This window comes from Antricoccus suffuscus (assembly GCF_003003235.1).
GTDB lineage: Bacteria > Actinomycetota > Actinomycetes > Mycobacteriales > Antricoccaceae > Antricoccus > Antricoccus suffuscus.
This window is the reverse complement of record NZ_PVUE01000002.1, coordinates 259503-278163: the sequence shown is the minus strand read 5'-3', so window position 1 is coordinate 278163 and position 18661 is coordinate 259503. Positions and strand designations below refer to the sequence as shown.

At 66.3% G+C, this 18661-nt stretch carries 18 protein-coding genes and 1 riboswitch; of the genes, 10 read left to right on the top strand and 8 right to left on the bottom strand.

Annotation, left to right across the window (positions count from 1 at the left end; genetic code table 11):
* Positions 1–29 precede the first annotated feature (29 nt).
* From CLV47_RS04140 to CLV47_RS04120, 5 genes are all read left to right on the top strand, one after another.
* On the top strand, positions 30–1580 hold the full coding sequence (locus tag CLV47_RS04140) for an HNH endonuclease signature motif containing protein (RefSeq protein ID WP_146135276.1): 1551 nt from the start codon (positions 30–32) through the stop codon (positions 1578–1580).
* A gap of 115 nt (positions 1581–1695) precedes the next feature.
* Positions 1696–1776: riboswitch (ZMP/ZTP riboswitch) on the top strand.
* A gap of 24 nt (positions 1777–1800) precedes the next feature.
* Positions 1801–2649 (top strand): bifunctional 5,10-methylenetetrahydrofolate dehydrogenase/5,10-methenyltetrahydrofolate cyclohydrolase, encoded by an 849-nt coding sequence (locus CLV47_RS04135; protein WP_272946778.1) that lies wholly within the window; start codon positions 1801–1803, stop codon positions 2647–2649.
* A gap of 15 nt (positions 2650–2664) precedes the next feature.
* Positions 2665–3471: a thymidylate synthase gene (locus CLV47_RS04130; protein WP_106347723.1), complete on the top strand. Its 807-nt coding sequence runs from the start codon at positions 2665–2667 to the stop codon at positions 3469–3471.
* Positions 3472–3966, top strand: coding sequence for a dihydrofolate reductase (locus CLV47_RS04125; protein WP_106347722.1), 495 nt, complete (start codon positions 3472–3474; stop codon positions 3964–3966).
* Between the two features lie 206 nt (positions 3967–4172).
* Entirely contained in the window at positions 4173–5252 is a 1080-nt protein-coding gene (locus CLV47_RS04120; RefSeq protein ID WP_106347721.1) for a 3-deoxy-7-phosphoheptulonate synthase, read from the top strand.
* A 24-nt stretch (positions 5253–5276) separates the two neighbouring features.
* On the opposite strand, the gene CLV47_RS04115 is transcribed toward CLV47_RS04120, so the two are convergent.
* The gene (locus tag CLV47_RS04115; RefSeq protein ID WP_238145217.1) at positions 5277–6593 is read right to left on the bottom strand and encodes an MATE family efflux transporter; all 1317 of its coding nucleotides are present in this window, start codon (positions 6591–6593) and stop codon (positions 5277–5279) included.
* Positions 6594–6713: 120 nt separating this feature from the next.
* Between CLV47_RS04115 and CLV47_RS04110 the strand changes: the two genes are divergently transcribed.
* Positions 6714–8393, top strand: coding sequence for a serine/threonine-protein kinase (locus CLV47_RS04110; RefSeq protein ID WP_146135275.1), 1680 nt, complete (start codon positions 6714–6716; stop codon positions 8391–8393).
* Between the two features lie 30 nt (positions 8394–8423).
* Here the strand turns inward: CLV47_RS04110 and rbfA are convergent, their stop codons facing one another.
* The 5 genes from rbfA to rimP form a co-directional block, all read right to left on the bottom strand.
* Positions 8424–8912: a 30S ribosome-binding factor RbfA gene (gene rbfA, locus CLV47_RS04105; protein WP_106347719.1), complete on the bottom strand. Its 489-nt coding sequence runs from the start codon at positions 8910–8912 to the stop codon at positions 8424–8426.
* A gap of 112 nt (positions 8913–9024) precedes the next feature.
* Complete coding sequence (gene infB / locus CLV47_RS04100) at positions 9025–11823, bottom strand: translation initiation factor IF-2 (RefSeq protein ID WP_106347718.1); 2799 nt, start codon at positions 11821–11823, stop codon at positions 9025–9027.
* Between the two features lie 173 nt (positions 11824–11996).
* On the bottom strand, positions 11997–12266 hold the full coding sequence (locus CLV47_RS04095; RefSeq protein ID WP_238145216.1) for a YlxR family protein: 270 nt from the start codon (positions 12264–12266) through the stop codon (positions 11997–11999).
* Positions 12267–12374: 108 nt separating this feature from the next.
* Complete coding sequence (nusA, locus tag CLV47_RS04090; protein ID WP_106347716.1) at positions 12375–13382, bottom strand: transcription termination factor NusA; 1008 nt, start codon at positions 13380–13382, stop codon at positions 12375–12377.
* 11 nt (positions 13383–13393) lie between these two features.
* The gene (gene rimP / locus CLV47_RS04085) at positions 13394–13948 is read right to left on the bottom strand and encodes a ribosome maturation factor RimP (protein WP_106347715.1); all 555 of its coding nucleotides are present in this window, start codon (positions 13946–13948) and stop codon (positions 13394–13396) included.
* Between the two features lie 63 nt (positions 13949–14011).
* Here rimP and CLV47_RS21970 point away from each other — a divergent pair, with 63 nt between their 5' ends.
* From CLV47_RS21970 to CLV47_RS04070, 4 genes are read left to right on the top strand one after another with little or no spacing between them, the layout of a single operon-like run.
* On the top strand, positions 14012–14557 hold the full coding sequence (locus CLV47_RS21970) for a hypothetical protein (protein WP_170110949.1): 546 nt from the start codon (positions 14012–14014) through the stop codon (positions 14555–14557).
* 19 nt (positions 14558–14576) lie between these two features.
* Positions 14577–15017, top strand: a complete 441-nt coding sequence (locus CLV47_RS21965; protein ID WP_170110948.1) for a ferritin-like domain-containing protein — start codon at positions 14577–14579, stop codon at positions 15015–15017.
* Positions 15010–15678: an acVLRF1 family peptidyl-tRNA hydrolase gene (locus CLV47_RS04075; RefSeq protein ID WP_146135274.1), complete on the top strand. Its 669-nt coding sequence runs from the start codon at positions 15010–15012 to the stop codon at positions 15676–15678. Before CLV47_RS21965 ends, CLV47_RS04075 begins: the two co-directional genes overlap by 8 nt.
* Complete coding sequence (locus tag CLV47_RS04070) at positions 15675–16616, top strand: sucrase ferredoxin (protein ID WP_106347712.1); 942 nt, start codon at positions 15675–15677, stop codon at positions 16614–16616. The genes CLV47_RS04075 and CLV47_RS04070 overlap by 4 nt, the downstream gene beginning before the upstream one ends.
* Before the next feature lie 49 nt (positions 16617–16665).
* Here CLV47_RS04070 and CLV47_RS04065 read toward each other — a convergent pair whose 3' ends face one another.
* Together CLV47_RS04065 and ispG are read right to left on the bottom strand one after the other, a co-directional pair.
* Positions 16666–17505 (bottom strand): GNAT family N-acetyltransferase, encoded by an 840-nt coding sequence (locus CLV47_RS04065; RefSeq protein WP_238145215.1) that lies wholly within the window; start codon positions 17503–17505, stop codon positions 16666–16668.
* Position 17506: 1 nt separating this feature from the next.
* The gene (ispG, locus tag CLV47_RS04060) at positions 17507–18661 is read right to left on the bottom strand and encodes a flavodoxin-dependent (E)-4-hydroxy-3-methylbut-2-enyl-diphosphate synthase (RefSeq protein ID WP_106347710.1); all 1155 of its coding nucleotides are present in this window, start codon (positions 18659–18661) and stop codon (positions 17507–17509) included.

Sequence of the window (18661 nt, the reverse complement as noted above, 5' to 3'; positions counted from 1 at the left end):
TTGTCGTACACCTGTCCTACCATCGAGACATGCGTAGGAGCCGGAGAACACCCCACGACCCGATCGGCCTGATCAACGATGACGACGTGCTCTACGGCGGAGAGTTCACCACCGCAATCGCCACCCTGAGCACACTCGAGACGGACGCGGCACGTCACCACCACGCCGAAATCACCGCCATCATCACCGCGCACCGTAACTGCGCGCAGTTCCTCGAAGCCGACGCCGACCCCGCCGCAGTCCGCGCACACGGACCGAACTGGCGCGGAGACACCTGGCTCACCGCGCGGCAGATCCTGCTCGCCGAATACGCGCCCGCCTGCGCACTCAGCCTCAGCACCGCCAGCAACCGGATCAACCACGCCCTCGCCGCGCACACCAACCACCCCGACGCCGTCACCGCGCTACTGCACCCCGCGAGCGGGATGACTGAACAGAAACTCCGCATCCTGATCCGCGAAACCGAAGCACTGCACCATCAACAATGCGCCGAACTCGACGCGATCGTGCTGCCACACGCCGCAGGAGAGAACACCACGCAATGGCGCACCCGGATACGCGCAGCCCTCCTCGCGGTCCTCGGCACACCGATCGCCAAGAAGATCCGTAAAGCGCGGCAGTCGCAGCGGTACGTCGCGATCAGCCCCGACGGCGACATCGCGCACCTGCTCGGTGAACTACCCCTCGCCCAAGCACAAGCGTTCAGCACGGCCCTGGATGACCTCGCCGGCGACGCGGCACCCGGGGACACCCGTAGTCACCAGCAGCGCCGCGCCGACGCGCTCCTGACCTGCGTGCTCGGGCCGGCCGCGTTCACCCGCGACCACTGTGGCGACCCGGGCACGGCCTGCTTCGACGCGGACGGGCAGTACACGCTCACCGACCCCGCCGAGACCGAACAAGTCACCGAAATGTGGGACCTGATCCGGCAACTATCCGCGTGCATCGACTTCACCCTGCCCCGCACGCCACGGGTGACCGTCGACGTCACCATCCCCGCGAGCATTCTGGCCGGTGCCGACCTCGCCGGCCGCGCCACGACGCAGGCCGGCCCGGCATGCCCGGCCTGCGGCAGCCACCAACCCGACGCCACCACTACCAGGCATGGCGCCACCACCGATGGCACCGATACCGCCGATCTCCGCGCGCATGCGGTGATCAACGGACTCGGCCCCATCGACCCCGACCTCGCCCGCACGCTCGCCACAGACGCACGGTGGCGACGGATCGTCAACGACCCGATCAGCGGGATCGTCTACGACGTCGGCACCACTCGCTACCGGCCACCAGCAGCAATGCGCCGCCGCGTGATCGCGCGAGACGGCGTCTGCCGCTTCCCCGGCTGCACCCGTAAAGCGGTCTACTGCCACCTCGACCACGTCACCGCATACCCCCACGGACCCACCGCCGATGCCAACCTCGCCGCACTCTGCGAATTCCACCACCGCATCAAACACCAGACCGGATGGACACCGACCCTCCGCCACGACGGGCGTATCGACTGGATCAGCCCCACCGGCCGCAAATACACCACCTACCCCATCAACCGACAAGCACCACCCCGCAAACGCGCGAAATAACGAGCACCGGCCAATGGCCCCACTTAGTGGAACTTTCGGGACGCTGGCGCACCAAACTTTCCGGTCGGGCGGCTACCCACCCGAGTCTGTCGACGGAACCAATTGACGACGTACTATCTACGGACACGACTGGCGCGGGTAGGTGAACTACCGGGGAGTGCAATTTCGTGAAGCGTCGACCGCCTGGGTGCTTCTCACTGACACAAGTGAGAGGTACGACGTGAGCGCGACATTGATGGACGGCACCGCACTGGCCGCGAAACTGCTCGACGAGACGACGTCCCGGGCGCAGCAATTTCTCGCCGACGCCGGCCGTAAGCCCTGCCTGGCAACGGTTCTCGTCGGCGACGACCCCGCGTCGCGGACCTACGTGAAGATGAAGATGAACCGCAGCGCGAAGGCCGGGATCGAGTCGGTGCGCAACGAGCTGCCAGACACGACCACGACGCGAGAGCTGGTCGACCACATCGAGGCGCTGTCGGCCGGCCCTGCGATCGACGGCATCCTGTTGCAGCATCCGGTGCCCGCACAGATCGACGAACGCGCGGCGTTCGAAGCCATCGCGCCACACAAGGACGTCGACGGTGTCACGATGCACTCGTTCGCGAGCATGGCCTTCGGTGATACGGGCTTTCAGTCGTGTACGCCGGGCGGCATCATGCGGCTGATCGACGCGTACGACGTCGACCTGACCGGCGCGCGGGCGGTCGTGATCGGCCGCAGCCCGATTCTGGGCAAGCCGATGGGGATGCTGTTGCTCGGACGGGACGCGACGGTCACCTACTGCCACTCCAAGACCCGCGATCTGCCCGAGATCGTCGCCGGGGCCGACGTCGTGGTCGCAGCGGTGGGCAAACCGGAGTTCGTGAAGGGCGCGTGGATCAAGCCGGGCGCCGTCGTCATCGATGCCGGTTACAACCCTGGCAACGTGGGCGATGTCGAGTACGCCGGTGCGGCCGAGGCCGCTCGCCTCATCACGCCGGTGCCCGGCGGGGTCGGGCCGATGACGATCGGCGTACTACTGGCGCAAACCGTGGACGCGGCTTATCGACGCGCCGCGAGATCCTGAATTAGGCTGGGCATCATGCCAACCTCCCCCGCCACGCCGTACGAAGACCTGCTGCGGCTGGTCCTCGACGGCGGCACGCCCAAGTCCGATCGCACCGGCACCGGCACGCGTTCGGTGTTCGGTCACCAGATGCGATTCGACCTGTCGCAAGGTTTTCCGCTGATCACGACCAAAAAGGTGCACTTCAAGTCGATTGCGATGGAGTTGCTGTGGTTCTTGCGCGGCGACAGCAACGTGCGCTGGCTGCAGGACCGGGGCGTGACGATCTGGGACGAGTGGGCGGCCGAGGACGGCGAACTCGGGCCGGTGTACGGCGTGCAGTGGCGTGCGTGGCCCACCCCGGACGGCGGGCACATCGACCAGATCACCGGCCTGCTGGAGACTTTGCGCACCAATCCCGACTCGCGGCGAATGATCGTCTCGGCCTGGAACGTCGGCGAGATCGCGCAGATGGCGCTGCCGCCCTGCCATGCGTTCTTCCAGTTCTACGTCGCAGATGGCAAACTCTCCTGCCAGCTCTATCAACGCAGTGCCGACCTGTTCCTCGGCGTGCCGTTCAACATCGCCAGCTACGCGCTCCTGGTGCACATGATCGCGCAGCAGGTCGACCTTGAGGTCGGCGACTTCGTGTGGACCGGCGGTGACTGCCACATCTACGACAACCACGTCGAGCAGGTCACCGAACAGCTTTCGCGGGCGCCGTACCGCTACCCGACGCTCAAGCTGCGCAAGGCCGCCTCGCTGTTCGACTACGAGTACGACGACATCGAGATCGTCGGCTACGAGCACCATCCGGCGATCAAAGCGCCGGTCGCGGTCTAGATGGTCGTCGGCCTGATCTGGGCGCAGGCCCGGGACCGGGTGATCGGACGCGACGGCACCATGCCGTGGCACCTGCCCGAAGACCTCGCACACTTCAAGGCCACCACCAGCGGCACGACGGTGGTGATGGGCCGGCGTACCTGGGAATCGTTCCCGCCGAAGTTTCGCCCTCTGCCCGGCCGCACCAACGTCGTCATCACCAGCCAGCAGGACTGGGCCGATGACGGTGCCGTCGTCGTACATTCCCTGGAGGAAGGGCTAGCCAGCGACACCGACGTGTGGGTCATAGGCGGCGCCGGGGTGTACGCCGAGGCGCTCCCGCACGCCGACACGATCGTGGTCACCGAGATCGACGAAACGTACGTCGGCGACACCCTCGCGCCGGTCATCGGCGCGGACTGGATCGTCACCGACGCGAGCGACTGGCACACGTCGAAGACGGGTCTGCGTTACCGGTTCGTCGGCTACCGCAGGGCCGAAGCCGACAGCGCCTGATCTCTCTCAGGTGAGTGCAGTATGCTTTTTCACGTGTCGAACCGTTGGTATGCGTATTTTTCGTTGGCTCTGGAGGAGCCTGCGTCTGACTAACGCGCATCGACACAACCTTCAGAGCCAGCCGGGCAGAGAGAAATCTCTGCCCATCGTCATTTCCATGGCGGGCTCTGCAAGGGCTCGCCCACGCAGACGGGACACCACTTCGTATGAATTCCCCAGCCAACACGCACGTTTCGACTTCGAACCTGCGCGTCAGCGAGTTTGAGCCGCTACCCACGCCGCAGGAGCTGCTGGCCGAACTGCCGCAGTCCGAGGCGCAAGCCGCCGTCGTCGATCGGGGCCGACGTGACGTACGAGCGGTCATGGCCGGCCTCGACGACCGGCTGCTCGTCATCGTCGGCCCGTGCTCGATCCACGACCCTAAGGCCGGCCTGGAGTACGCCGAACGTCTCGCCGGTGAGGCTCAGCGGCACGCCGGCGAGCTGGTCATCGTCATGCGCACCTACTTTGAAAAACCACGAACAACAGTCGGCTGGAAGGGCCTGATCAACGACCCGCACCTCGACGGCAGCCACGACATCGCGACCGGGCTTCGGGCGGCCCGCTCGTTCCTGCTCGACGTAGCCGCGCTGGGACTCCCGTGCGGGACGGAATTCCTCGAGCCAATCAGCCCCCAGTACGTCGCTGACCTCGTCAGCTGGGGCGCCATCGGCGCGCGTACCACCGAAAGTCAGATCCACCGCCAACTGGTGTCCGGCCTGTCGATGCCGGTCGGGTTCAAGAACGGTACGGACGGCGGCCTGCAGGTGGCGCTCGACGCGTGCGCGGCTTCCGCCGCGGCACAGTCGTTTCTCGGCATCGATCAAGGCGGCCGCGCCGCACTCGTCAGTACGGCGGGTAACCCAGACACGCACATCATTCTGCGCGGCGGCAAGGACGGGCCCAACTACTCGGCTAACGACGTCGCCGCCGCGACACAGCGCGCCGCCTCCGCTGGCATCAACCCGCGGTTGATCATCGACGCCAGCCACGCCAACAGCGGCAAGGACCACATTCGCCAGGCGCTGGTGGCAGGCGAGATCGGCGCCCAAGTCGCGTCCGGCAGCACCGCGATCGGCGGCATGATGCTTGAGAGCTTCCTCGCCCCCGGCGCGCAGAAGCTCGAGGTCGCGACGACGCGCGCGGCGGACCTCGCCTACGGACAGAGCGTGACCGATGCCTGCATGGGCTGGGATGCCACGGTCGACGTGCTGGAGCAGTTGGCGGATACCGCCAAGTCGCGCTGAGACCGCTTCGCCGGTGCCGGCGGGCTAGTGTGCGTCGGCGATCATCCACTTGTCGCCGCGCACCCGCCACCAGCCGACGACAAGCCGGGCGACGATAAAACTGGTCAGACCGAGCCAGATCCCGCCGATCCCCCAATGGAACTTCAGCGCGCAGATCGCCAGCGGAATATAAACGAAGACGCTTGCGATGATGGTGATGGTGCGTAGGATCGCGACGTCTCCGGAGCCCATCAGGATGCCGTCGACGGCGAACACGTAACCGGCCAGTGGCTGCATTCCTACGAGCCACCACCACATGATCGCGGTCTCGGTCAGGACGCCGGGGTCGGACGTGAAGATATGCGGCGCGAATGGTCCGATCGCGAGCAGAATGATCGCCAGCAGTACGCCGGTCGCGACACCCAGCCGTCCGATGATCAACGCGACCCGCCGCGCGTGATCCTTGTTGCCCGCCCCGAGCGCCTCGCCCACCAAGGACTGGGCCGCGATCGCGACCGAGTCGAGAACCAACGCGCACAGCATCCACAGCTGTAGCCCGATCTGGTGGGCACCCAACGTCTCGGTGCTCATCCGTGCCGCTACACCGGCCGCCGCGGCAAAAGAACCCTGCAGAGCCAGCGTCCGGATCAGCAGATCCCGGCCGGTGCGCAACTGCGCCCGCATCACCGGCCAGTGCGGCGTGCGGCGTACCGGTCCGTGGGCCTCTTTGAGCAATGCCCGGATGAACAGTCCCCCGCCGATCAACTGCGCCACCACGTTGGCGACCGCCGAACCCATCAGCCCCCAGCCAAGGACGTAGACAAAGATCGGCAGTAGGACGAGCGAGATGCCGAACGCCGCGACGACGTACGTCGTGGGCTTGCGGGTTTCCTGGACGCCGCGCATCCAGCCGTTGCCGGCTAGGGCGAGCAAGATTCCCGGCGCACCGAGAATCGCCAGCCGCATCCAGGACTCCGCATCCGCGACCGCGACCGGGTTATCGCCGCCGATCAATCGCGCGATCGGGCCGGCCAGGATCTGCACGGCAAGGATCGCGAGGAGCCCGATCGCGACCGCGAGCCAGGATGCGTTGACACCTTCTCGGACCGCGGCCGCTCGATCGTTACGTCCGTAGTGCCGGGCCGCGCGGCCGGTGGTCCCGTAGGCGAGGAAGTTGAACTGGCCGGAGACCTGCGCCAGCACGATCCCGCCAATCGCCAGCGCGGCGAGCTGGGTCGCGCCGAGGTGACCGATCAGCGCTGTATCGACAACCAGGTAGAGCGGCTCGGCGGCCAGCACGATCATCGCCGGCAGCGCCAGATGCACGACCCTGCCTACGGAGATGTCTGGTCGCGTGCTCACCACGGCATCATTCCATTGCCCGCTTCGGTCCCCTCACCAACACCCAGCGACGCGCCGTTAATGGGATCCACATGGTCACAGGGAGCCGACGTCGGGCGCGAGGCCAAGTAACGTAGAGGTGTGACGACGCGACATCCTCCTGGTCTTTGGCTCCCCACGGCCTCGGGCGACGACCAATACATGGGGCCGTACCGCGTCATCAAGAAGGTCGGTTCGGGCGGCATGGGGATCGTTTACCTCGGCGCGGATCCCACCGACAAGCCAGTCGCCATCAAGGTCCTGCGCGAACACATCGCCGAAGATCCCGCCGCCCGATCACGGCTGCGGCGCGAGCTCGACACGCTGCGCCGGGTCCGGCATCGCTGTGTGGCGGGCGTGGTCGACGCCGACCTCGAGAACGACCCGGCGTACATCGTCACGGAGTTCATCTCCGGGCCGCAGCTGGACACCTACATCGACGACGTCGGTCCACTAAGCCGACCCGGGTTGGTCAACCTCGGTCACGGCCTGAGCGGAGCACTCGATGCGATCCACGACGTCGACGTCGTACATCGCGACCTCAAACCGGGAAACATCCTGCTGTTCGAGGAGCGGCCGGTCGTGATCGACTTCGGTATCGCACAGCTCGCCGACGACGTACGGCTAACGGTCACCGGACTGTTTGTCGGTACGCCGGGGTACGTCGCGCCCGAGGTCATCGCGGGCGCGCGTTCGACGCCAGCCACCGACTGGTGGGGCTGGGCGGCGACCTTGGCGTTCGCGGCGACCGGCCGCCCGCCCGCCGGCAAGGGACCGATCGAGGTCGTCCTGGATCGCATCAGCCGCGGCAGACTCGACCTCGAAGGTATCGACGAAGACCTGACGCCGCTGCTTGTCGACTGCCTACATCCAGATCCTGCGGCCCGACCCGGCGCCGCCGAAATTAAAACCCGCTTCGGCCGGTTCGCGGCCGGACAGTCAACCGCGGATGAACGACGTACTGCGATGGCTCACCCGGACGTGCGCCCTCCGGGCCCCGCCCGGTCTACCGGGGACATGGCGCCTCGCCAGCCCACTGCCCTGCTCGACCGGCCGGCACCGATCGTCGCGCCACACACGAGCCCGCCGCATACAAACCCGCCGCACACGAACCCGCCTCCCGTCAACAGACCGCCGAACGCCGGGCCCGCTACGCCGTACCTCGAACCACCACCGCCGGAGCCCACGACTCCGCCGCCGGCGCCGTACGGTCGAACCGGGACGATCGCGGCGTACGCGTTGCTGCTGATTGCAGTGACAGCCGCGATACCGTTTGTTGGGGCGGGCGTTGCACTGCTGAGCGCCGCGGTCGCACGGTTCGTCGACGGCTCCGTGGAGAGCATGCACTGGCGACGTTCGTTCAACGGCCCCAAGCGGTCGAACATCGTGAAGGAGATCGTGGCAAGTCCGTGGCGGATGGTCACGTCTTGTGTGCTCGCGGTCGGCAGCATGCTCGTGCCGTACGCCGTCGCTACCGGCCTTATCTTCGCGGCGTCGCAGTCGATCCACCGCAGCGGCGGGCGGTTTGACCAATACATCCAGAATGCCGTGATCGGGATCGCGATGGCTATCGCCATGCTGATCGCATGGTGGGGCCCGGGCGGCGCGTCATTACGTCGGGCCTCGCGCCGTACCGCGAATGTCTTCGCGCCGGGAAGTTTCGGCGCGGTCGTGTGCGTCACGGTATTCGTGCTCGGTGCGGCGTTCATCGGGATTCTGGTGCTCAGCTTCCCGTCACTGAGCTGGTGGCCGCTGCTGGACGGTCCACTCTCCTTCACCTGACGCCTACGACCACACGGCGGCGGCTGGACTTCAGAGGCTGGTGTGCCCGGTCTCGGTCGTGGCTTCATCCGAGTCCGGGGCGTCGTCGAGGCCATCGTCGGTGCCAGGCTCGATATAGGGGTTCTCCTCGCCGGCGTACGACTTACCCTCACGCACCTGCGCGACCTCCGCGTCTGCGGCCCGCGCCTTCGCCAGTAGATCGTCGATGTTGCGGGCGTGTTCGGGAATGTCGTCAGACAGGAACGTCAACGACGGCGTGTACCGTACGCCGGTCCGCTTACCGACCGTCGTACGCAGCACTCCCTTGGCCGACTCGAGCGCCCGGGCGCTCTCGGCCTTCTCTTCTTCGGTGCCGAAAACCGTGTAGTACAGCGTGGCGTCCCGAAGGTCGGCAGTCAGCTTGCTCGCGGTAATAGTCACCAGCCCGAGACGCGGGTCTTTGACCTCACGTTCGAGCGTCTCAGCGACAATCTCGCGGATCCGTACTGCCAGTCTGCGGGCGCGGGGCGCGTCGGCCATCGCGCGTCTCCTCTTCTTGCTTTCTCAATAATGTTCCACCCGGCACCTCGCGGCCGGGCGGCCGTACGGCGATCGGCCGGTCCAAGAAGGCACCGGCCGATCGCGTACGTCGTTAGCTACGCGGCTTCTCGCGAAGCTCGTAGGTCTCCACCACGTCATCGACCTTGATGTCGTTGAACGAGCCCAGTCCGATGCCACACTCGAAGCCCTCACGGACCTCCGTGGCGTCGTCCTTGAATCGCCGCAGCGAGTCGATCGTGAGGTTCTGCGCGACAACGGCGCCGTCCCGGACGAGCCGGGCCTTGGAGTTACGCCGAATCTCACCTGAACGCACCAGCGCGCCCGCGATGTTGCCCCACTTGCTGGAGCGGAACACTTCGCGGATCTCCGCCGTACCGAGTTGGACCTCTTCGTACTCGGGCTTGAGCATGCCCTTGAGGGCCGCCTCGATATCGTCGATCGCCTGGTAGATGACCGAGTAGTAGCGGATATCGATGCCCTCGCGCTCGCCCAGCTCGCGGGCCTTGCCTTCGGGCCGCACGTTGAACCCGAGGATGACCGCATCGGACGCGATCGCCAGGTTGATGTTGGACTCGGTGATCGCACCGACGCCGCGATCGATGATGCGCAGCGACACTTCGTCACCCACCTCGATCTTCAGCAGTGCGTCCTCGAGTGCCTCGACCGTACCGGAGTTGTCACCCTTGAGGATCAGGTTGAGGTTGTCAATCTTCCCCTCGGCGAGCACCTTGTTGAGGTCCTCGAGTGATACCCGGCGCCGCGACTTGGCCAACTGAGCATTGCGTTCGCGGGCCTGGCGGCGTTCGGCAATCTGGCGCGCGACGCGGTCTTCGTCGACGACGAGGAACGTGTCACCGGCGCCGGGCACGGAAGTGAAGCCGATGACCTGCACTGGCTGCGCGGGACCGGCCTCCTTAAGGTTATTGCCGTTCTCGTCCAGCATCGCCCGCACTCTGCCGTGCGCGTCACCGGCAACGATGGAGTCACCGATCCGCAGCGTGCCACGCTGCACGAGCACCGTTGCAACGGCACCACGGCCGCGGTCCAGGTGCGCCTCGATGGCCACGCCCTGCGCTTCCATGTCCGGGTCAGCGGTGAGCTCGAGCGAGGCGTCCGCGGTCAGCAACACCGCTTCGAGCAGCTGCTCGAGACCTTCCCGCTTGAGCGCCGAGATGTTGACGAACATCGTCTCGCCGCCGTACTCCTCAGCGACCAGGTTGTATTCGGTCAGCTGCGAGCGGATCTTGTCCGGATTGGCGCCCTCTTTGTCGATCTTGTTGACCGCGACCACGATCGGTACGCCGGCCGCCTGCGAGTGGTTGATCGCCTCAACCGTCTGCGGCATGACGCCGTCGTCCGCCGCGACCACCAAGATCACGATGTCGGTCGTCTTCGCGCCACGCGCACGCATGGCGGTAAACGCCTCGTGACCGGGCGTGTCGATGATCGTCAACGTGCGGTCCTGGCCCTCATGCTCGGTGCGCACCTGGTAGGCACCAATGTGCTGGGTGATGCCACCGGCCTCGTCGCGCTGGACGTCCGTCTTGCGAAGCGCATCGAGCAACTTGGTCTTACCGTGATCGACGTGACCCATGACCGTCACGACCGGCGGACGTGAGACCGCATGGCCATCGTCCGCATCCTCGCCGAACGTGATGTCGAAGGTGTCGAGCAACTCGCGGTCTTCGTCCTCGGGCGAGACGATTTCGAGCTTGTAGTTGAGTTCCTGGGCTAGCAGCTCAAGCACTTCGTCGTTGACCGACTGAGTAGCGGTCACCATTTCACCCAGGTGGAACATCACCGTGACCAGCGACGCGGGCTGTACGTCGATCTTATCGGCGAAATCAGTCAGCGAGGCACCGCGCGGCATCCGGACAACCGAGCCGTCGCCACGGGGCATCTGTACGCCACCGATCGTCGGCGCGTCCATCTGATCGAACTCTTGTCTGCGCTGCTTCTTGCTCTTGCGCCCGCGAACCGGACCGCGTGAGCCGGGACGCCCGAAGGCACCAGCCGTGCCGCCTCCGCGACCGCGGCCGCCACCGCGGCCACCGCGGAATCCGCCGCCACCACCGCCTGGACCTGAGCGACCGGGGCCGCCGGACCCGCCGCCTGGACGTCCACCGAGGCCGGGTGCCGGACGCCCGGGCATCGCACCCGGGGTCGGGCGACCAGCGCCACCAGAACGTTCACCGGGACCACCTGGACGCTGGCCGGGGCCCCCAGGCCGCTGGCCCGGACCACCGGGGCGCGGAGCTCCCGGACGCGGTGTTCCCGGACGAGGTGCGCCGGGGCGCGGAGCTCCCGGACGAGGCGCGCCGGGACGCGGCGCCGCGGGAGGAGCCGGACGAGCACCCGCCGGTCGCGGCGCGGCCGGACGTGGTGCTGGAGCCTGACTCACGCCGAAGGGGTTGTTACCGGCCGACCGCGGACGCGGCGCCGGGGCCGCTGCGGGCGCGTCGGACTGCGGCGCACCGGCTTCCTTTTCGGGCGCGGGTGCCGGGGCATCTTGCGCCGCTGCTGGGGCTGCTGCGGGCTTGGGCGCGACCGGACCTGGCGTCGCGGCTGGCCGTGGGGCCGGGCGCGGGCCCGGAGTGACGGACGGCGCGGATGCGGCAGGCGCTGCCGGTGCCTCGGCTGGTGCCGCGGGCGGCGCGGCCGAAGCGGTGGGCGCCGCTGGCGCGGGAGCAGCCTGTGGTGCGGCGGCCTTCTTTGCCGCGCCGTTCCCCGCGCTGGGGAACTGTTCCTTCAGTTTGCGCGCTACTGGCGCCTCTACTGTCGAGCTTGCGCTCTTAACGAACTCGCCCATCTCACCGAGCTTTGCGAGTACATCTTTACTCTTCACGCCGAGCTCTTTTGCTAGCTCGTGTACGCGGGCCTTGCCTGCCACGGGTCTCCTAGTCTCGAAGCCGCAGCGGGTTTCCGCGACCTCGTTTTTTAGTTATGAAACACAGTCATCGCTGCTGCTTCATCGGGTTGCCTTCATCGGGACGCCTTGCTCATTGCTTGTCCATACCAGTTCCGACCTTCCGGTGCTGTTGAGGCGTGCTTTTAACGAGGGTGCTAGTTGGGCGCGAGATGATGCCCGATTGCTTCTTCGACGGCCTGTACGTCGAGTGCGCCGGTTACCCGGAGGGCTCGCGGAAACGCTCTGCGTCGTACGGCTTGATCGAAACAGTCACGTGCCGGATGCAGGTGTGCCCCGCGGCCCGGCCGACATCGACGTCGATCGACAACGGCGACGAGCGCCGAAGCGGTCCGATCAACGACAATGCGCATCAAATCGTCGGCATCGGCCCGCCGTCGACAACCCACGCAGGTGCGAGCGTTCACAAAGCACTCCGGTGGGCGGGACGACAACAGGCGCAATACCGCATTTCATCGTACCCTGAGTCCGCCTTCAAGGCGAAGGAGGTTGTCTGCCGCGAACGGCGGGCGACTCTAGGCCTGCTCCTCCGGTACGGCGCTCTCCACCTCGGCGTCGCTGCGGATGTCGATCCGCCAGCCGGTAAGTCGCGCCGCGAGCCTCGCGTTCTGGCCTTCGCGACCGATCGCCAGGGACAGCTGGAAGTCCGGGACGATCACGCGTGCCGCGCGCGCGAACCGGTCGGTGACGTGTACGGCGACGACCTGCGACGGCGACAACGCGCTGGCCACGAACTCGGCCGGGTCCTCGGAGTAGTCGACGATGTCGATCTTCTCGCCGTTCAGTTCGCTCATCACATGACGAACGCGCGCACCCATCTCACCGATACACGCGCCCTTAGCGCTGACGTCCGGCGAGTGAGATACCACGGCGATCTTTGTGCGGTGACCGGCTTCGCGGGCGATGGAGATGATCTCGACGGTCCCGTCGGCGATCTCCGGTACTTCTAGCGCGAATAACTTGCGCACCAGGTTGGGATGGCTACGGCTGACGGTCACCTGAGGCCCGCGCATCCCGCGCACGATCGACACCATGAGCACCTTGAGCCGGGTGCCGTGCGTGTAGTCCTCGCCGGGCACCTGCTCGGACTGCGGCAGCGCCGCCTCCAGCTTCGGGGTCAGTCGTACGGCGACGACGCCGCGTTGATTGCGCATCGCGTCCGCTTCGACTACGCCGCCGACCAGGTCACCCTCACGGCCGGAAAACTCGCCGAACGTGTGCTCTTGTTCGGCCTCGCGCAGCCGCTGCAAGATAACCTGTTTTGCCGTCATCGCAGCGATTCGGCCAAAGTCGTCGGGCGTATCGTCCCACTCGCGCGTGACGTTGCCTTCTACGTCGGTCTCCTGGACCATCACCTGGACGAGGCCGCTTTTGCGGTCGATCTCGATCCGGGCACGAGCCTGTGCCCCGTCGGTATGCCGGTACGCCGATAGCAGCGCGGTCTCAATTGCCGACAGCACCGTCTCAAAGGAAATGTCCTTCTCACGCTCGATTGCGCGTAACGCCGAAATGTCTACGTTCATGGCACTTCCCCTTAGGAACCCTTCGGCTTCTTCTGTTTCTTAGGCTCTTTGGGCATCTTAGGTGCTTTGGGCTGCTTCGGTGCCTTTGCGAACTCAACCTGGACTTTTCCTGGTGACAGACCGTCGACCGTATAGCACCGCTGCGCGCCATCTACATCCAGCGTCACCTGCTCGTCCTGCACAGACATGACTCGCCCTTGGATCGGATTGCCCTCCGTCGTACACGCGACCAGTCGACCGGTGGCGCGCTTCCAATGTCGCGGCGTCGTCAGGGGACGATCTACGCCGGGCGATGTCACTTCGAGCGTGTACGGCGCGCTGCCGATGTCGTCATCGCGATCGTCGAGGGCCGCCGAGATCGCGCGGCTCATCGCGGCGATGTCGTCGAGTGAGACACCGTTATCGCCGTCGACGACGACCTTGACGACCGTACGACGACCGGCCTGGCTCACCGCCAGATCGTCGAGGTCGAAACCCGAACCGGTCACGACGGGGCCGACTATCGCGCCGAATTGCTCTCGGTCGCGGCCGGAGGAAGCCTGGGGAGACTTTGAGTCTGATCGCACTGCTCACTCCTAGCAATTGTGGATGCGCACCGCGTACGCAATTGTGCGCCGTAGCCTACCGGCGTGCCCGGCGAATACGGAAACCCGGTTGGTGGCAAACTTGTCGCGATGCTCCCCTCCGCCAGTTCCCCAGCGTCGCGGCGCAGCTTTCTGTTTGCCGCCGCGGCTTCGTGCGTGATGATCGTGACGGCGTGCACCGGTCGACCGGCTGGCGAGGACGTAAATACGAAGAAAGCGCCCGACCCGCTCGAGGCGGTGCTCACGTCGCACACCACCCTCAGAGACAAGTACGCCGCCGCGCTGGCGGCCGCACCAACCTTGGTGCCGCTGCTGACGCCGCTGCATGCGGAGTCCGTCAAGCATGTCGACGCACTCGCCGCGGCGATGGCGCGGAAGCCTCCGGCCGCAAGCCGTTCGTCGGAACCTTCAGGCCCTGCGGGTTCGGCGAAACCCGTCGACCCGGCCGGTGTCCTCGTCGAGCTCCGCGCATTGGAGACCGCGACGCAACAGCAGACCACCACGCTCGCGACCACCATCAAAGCGCAGCGCGCGCCACTTCTCGGGTCTATCGCCGCCAGTCACGCGTGTCACCTCGTGGTGCTGGGATGAGCACCGCGGTTGGTGCTCAATGAGCAAAGAGCAGGTCGACGCGCTGCAGGCGGCGCTTCGGGCCGAACACGCGATCATCTGGGCGTACGGCGACATCGGTGCGCACGCCGCCGTCCAGCGCCAAGATCAGGTCGCCTCCGTCGAGTTACGGCATCGGCAGCGCAGAGACGCGATCCAGACCCTTCTCGTCGCCGCGGGCGCGGTCCCTGACCCGAGCGAGCCGGCCTATCAACTTCCCAAGCCAGTGACTAACCCCACCGACGCCATCGAGGTCGCCGGGATGCTCGAGGACAAGGTGGCGGCGGCGTGGCGGTATGTGCTCGGCCGGTCGACAGACCTCGACGTACGCACGCTCGCGGTCGACTCGTTGATCGACGCGGCAACCCAGGCGCTGCGCTGGCGGCAAGTCGTCTCTGGCACCCAGGCCACGACTCAGGCATTCCCAGGCTTCGATGAGTAGTGTCGAGGTGCCGTTCGGACGGCTAGCAGGCTGGCTACGCAGGTTCGTGACCCGCAATGGCGACATTGTCTCGTTGGAGTACGCCGAGCACACATTGATCGCTACCACTAGCCGAGGCGGGTCGGCGCAGGTCACCGGTGCGTGGGATGCGCTGGCCGTCGCCGACCCCGGGCCGGGCCATGGCATTGAGGACATCGTGACCGCGTGTGCCCCGCCGCACCACGCCGCGGTCATTCTGGTGCGCCGGGGCGGCTTCTCACTCGGGTTAGTCGACATGGACGGTGCCGAGCTCGACGTACGAGCCAGTAAGACTGGAAGCACCTACGTGCAAGGCCGGACGGCGGCCGGCGGGCAGAGCCAGCAGCGGTTCGCGCGGCGGCGCGCCAACCAGGCCGACAAGCTGGTCAAGTCCGCTGAGACCGCCGCGCAGCGAGTATTTTCCGACGTCGGACCGCTGGATCTGCTGATCACGGGTGGAGATCGTCCGCTCATCGACGACCTTCTCGGCCGGCCCGCACTATCGTGGTCACGGTCGGTCGAGCACACCGCACATGTGCCCGTGCCGACCCCCAAACGGCGAATTCTCGACGACGCCGTGACCGCCGCTACCTCGCTGCGGATCCAGGTCGACAACGCCCCTGAAGGAGACCTCACGCAATGACCGAGCCGGTCACCGACGAACAACGCTGCGCGATCCGTTCCCTCGCGCTCGCCGAGCCGCATGCCGCAACAGCGGGTCCCGCGCGTCGCTATTTGGTGATCGAACACTCCGGCGCGTGGGGCCGGGACGCGGTAATCGAGAACGACCTTGACGACAAACTGACCGCGGCCCTGAAACATCTCTGCGACCAGCACGCGGTCAAAGCACTGATGATGCGCCGGCCTGGACGCGTCGCAGACCGCGCTCACGCCTCCGGACGAACCGTCTTTGCCGCGACCGTCACACCACACCGAGCACTCGTCAAGCTCTCCCTCGACGATCCTGACGATTTGCTGCACCTCGAATGGGATTCCTTTGACAGCGGCGATCTACTCGCGCTGCACACTTCGGCCGTGACCCTCGGCGAACCTGTCGCGTTGGTATGCGCGCACGCCAAACGAGACCGTTGCTGCGCTATCGGCGGTCGCCCGATCGCCGCCGACCTCGGTCGCGAGTTGCCAGGTCTCGTGTGGGAGTGCAGTCACCTAGGTGGGCACCGATTCTCGCCGACGGCGCTAATGCTTCCGCTCGGAGCGGTCTACGCACGACTCGACGGCGGCACCGCCCGCGAGATGTACGACGCCGCCCGCAACTCTGAGGTCATCCCGCATCTGTTGCGTGGTCTGAGCCGCTATGAGCGTCCGTTGCAGGCGGCCGACATTGCCATACGAACGATGCATTCGTTGAGCGGGATCGACGCCGTGACCTGCACCGAGGAATACGTCGACTGCGACACGACCGGTGTGGTTGCGCGGACGTCGACGGGCCGGATGTTTCGCTGCGGCGTCGAGACCCACCGGTTAGATCCGGCGCGGCCGGAGTCCTGCGGCAAGAGCGACGCACACCCGCTCAGTCACACGGTCACCTCGATCGAGGAACTCTCCCACCGTCCTGGATGAGCCGCACAAGTTGTCTTGTCCGGCCGCAGCACCAGGCGCGTCGCCCGCGCTAGAACAACACTGACGCGAACTCTCCGACCGTGCGGAATCCGATGGCCGTATAAGCCTTCTGAGCCGCGACGTTGAAGTCGTTGACGTAGAGGCTGACAACACTGGCCCCGCGCTGCAGGCTGTGGTCGACGACGGCGCCGGTGCCCCTACGGCCCAGTCCCTGCCCGCGCAGCGCCGGGTCGACCCAGACGCCTTGGATCTGCGTCACTCCGCCGGCTACCGCGCCGAGCTCAGCCTTGAAGCTGACCCGGCCGTCATCGATCCGCAGGTAGCAGCGCTGCTGTTCGATGAGTTCGTGGACGCGGCGACGATAACTCGCCCCGCCGTCGGCGCCCATGGGTGATATCCCGATCTCTTCGTTGAACATCGCGACCGCGGCCGGAAACAAGACCGCGAAGTCAGCGCTAGTCGCAAGCCGAACGCCCGGGTCCGGTGTCACCAACGACGGTTGCGCAGTGCTCATCAGCGGTTGATGCCAGCGGATGGCGCGAGCGAGTCCCCAGTGCTCCTCGAGGATGTCCCACAGTTGGTGTACGGCGCTGGAATCGCCGACAATCGACGAGCAACGGCGCCCCTCCTGGAGCGCGAGCTCGGCGTACGAGCGTACGGCGGTGCGCCCGGCTTGGATCGGGATCAGGTTGGCGCCGGACAGGCAGATCGACTCGAGATGCATCCCGCCGAAGCCCCATAGCTTTCCGCCAAGCTGACGTGGATCAATTCCGCCATCGGTCATCCGCGAGCCGACCAGCACCGATTCGACTGGGTCTATCGCGAGCACTCGGCGTACTGCTCGACTATCCGCGGCGCCGAGGACACGCGCCTGACCGATACCTAACACGCTAGGAGACGCTGACGGACGGTTCGCCGGACTCGACATCGGTACCCATCTCATCGGCGAGCCGCATCGCCTCCTCAATGAGAGTCTCGACAATCTCGGATTCGGGCACGGTCTTGATGACCTCGCCCTTAACGAATATCTGACCCTTGCCGTTGCCTGAAGCGACCCCCAGGTCGGCCTCTCTGGCCTCGCCGGGTCCGTTGACGACGCAGCCCATTACGGCGACCCGTAGCGGCACCTTGAGCCCTTCGAGCCCGGCGGTCACGCGGTCGGCGAGTGAGTAGACATCGACTTGGGCGCGCCCACACGACGGGCAGGAGACGATCTCAAGGCCACGTTTGCGCAAATTCAGCGACTCGAGAATCTGGAGTCCGACCTTGACCTCCTCGACCGGCGGCGCGGACAGCGACACTCGGATCGTGTCGCCGATGCCCTGGCTCAGCAACGCACCGAACGCGACGGCCGACTTGATGGTGCCCTGGAACGCCGGACCGGCCTCGGTCACTCCGAGGTGCAGCGGATAGTCGCATTGCTCCGCAAGCAGCTGGTAGGCGCGCACCATCACCACCGGATCGTGATGCTTGACCGAGATCTTGATGTCGCGGAAACCGTGTTCTTCGAACAGCGAACATTCCCAGAGCGCCGACTCGACAAGCGCCTCGGGCGTCGCCTTCCCATACTTCTCTAGTAACCGCTTGTCGAGGCTGCCGGCGTTGACGCCAATGCGGATCGGCGTACCGGAGTCGTTGGCGGCACGGGCAATTTCGGCGACCTTGTCATCAAATGCCTTGATGTTGCCCGGGTTGACCCGGACCGCCGCGCAGCCGGCGTCGATCGCGGCGAACACGTACTTAGGCTGGAAGTGGATATCAGCAATGACCGGGATCTGCGACTTTTTGGCGATCGCGGCGAGCGCGTCGGCGTCGTCCTGGCTGGGTACGGCGACCCGCACAATCTGGCATCCTGCGGCGGTGAGCTCCGCGATCTGCTGGAGCGTCGAGTTGATGTCGGCGGTCACCGTCGTCGTCATCGACTGCACCGACACTGGCGCTCCGCCGCCCACCAGGACCCCGCCCACATCGATCTGGCGGCTCGCCCTGCGTGGGGCGAGTGTCGGAGGCGGTAACTCGGGCATCCCGAGGTTGATTGAACTCAT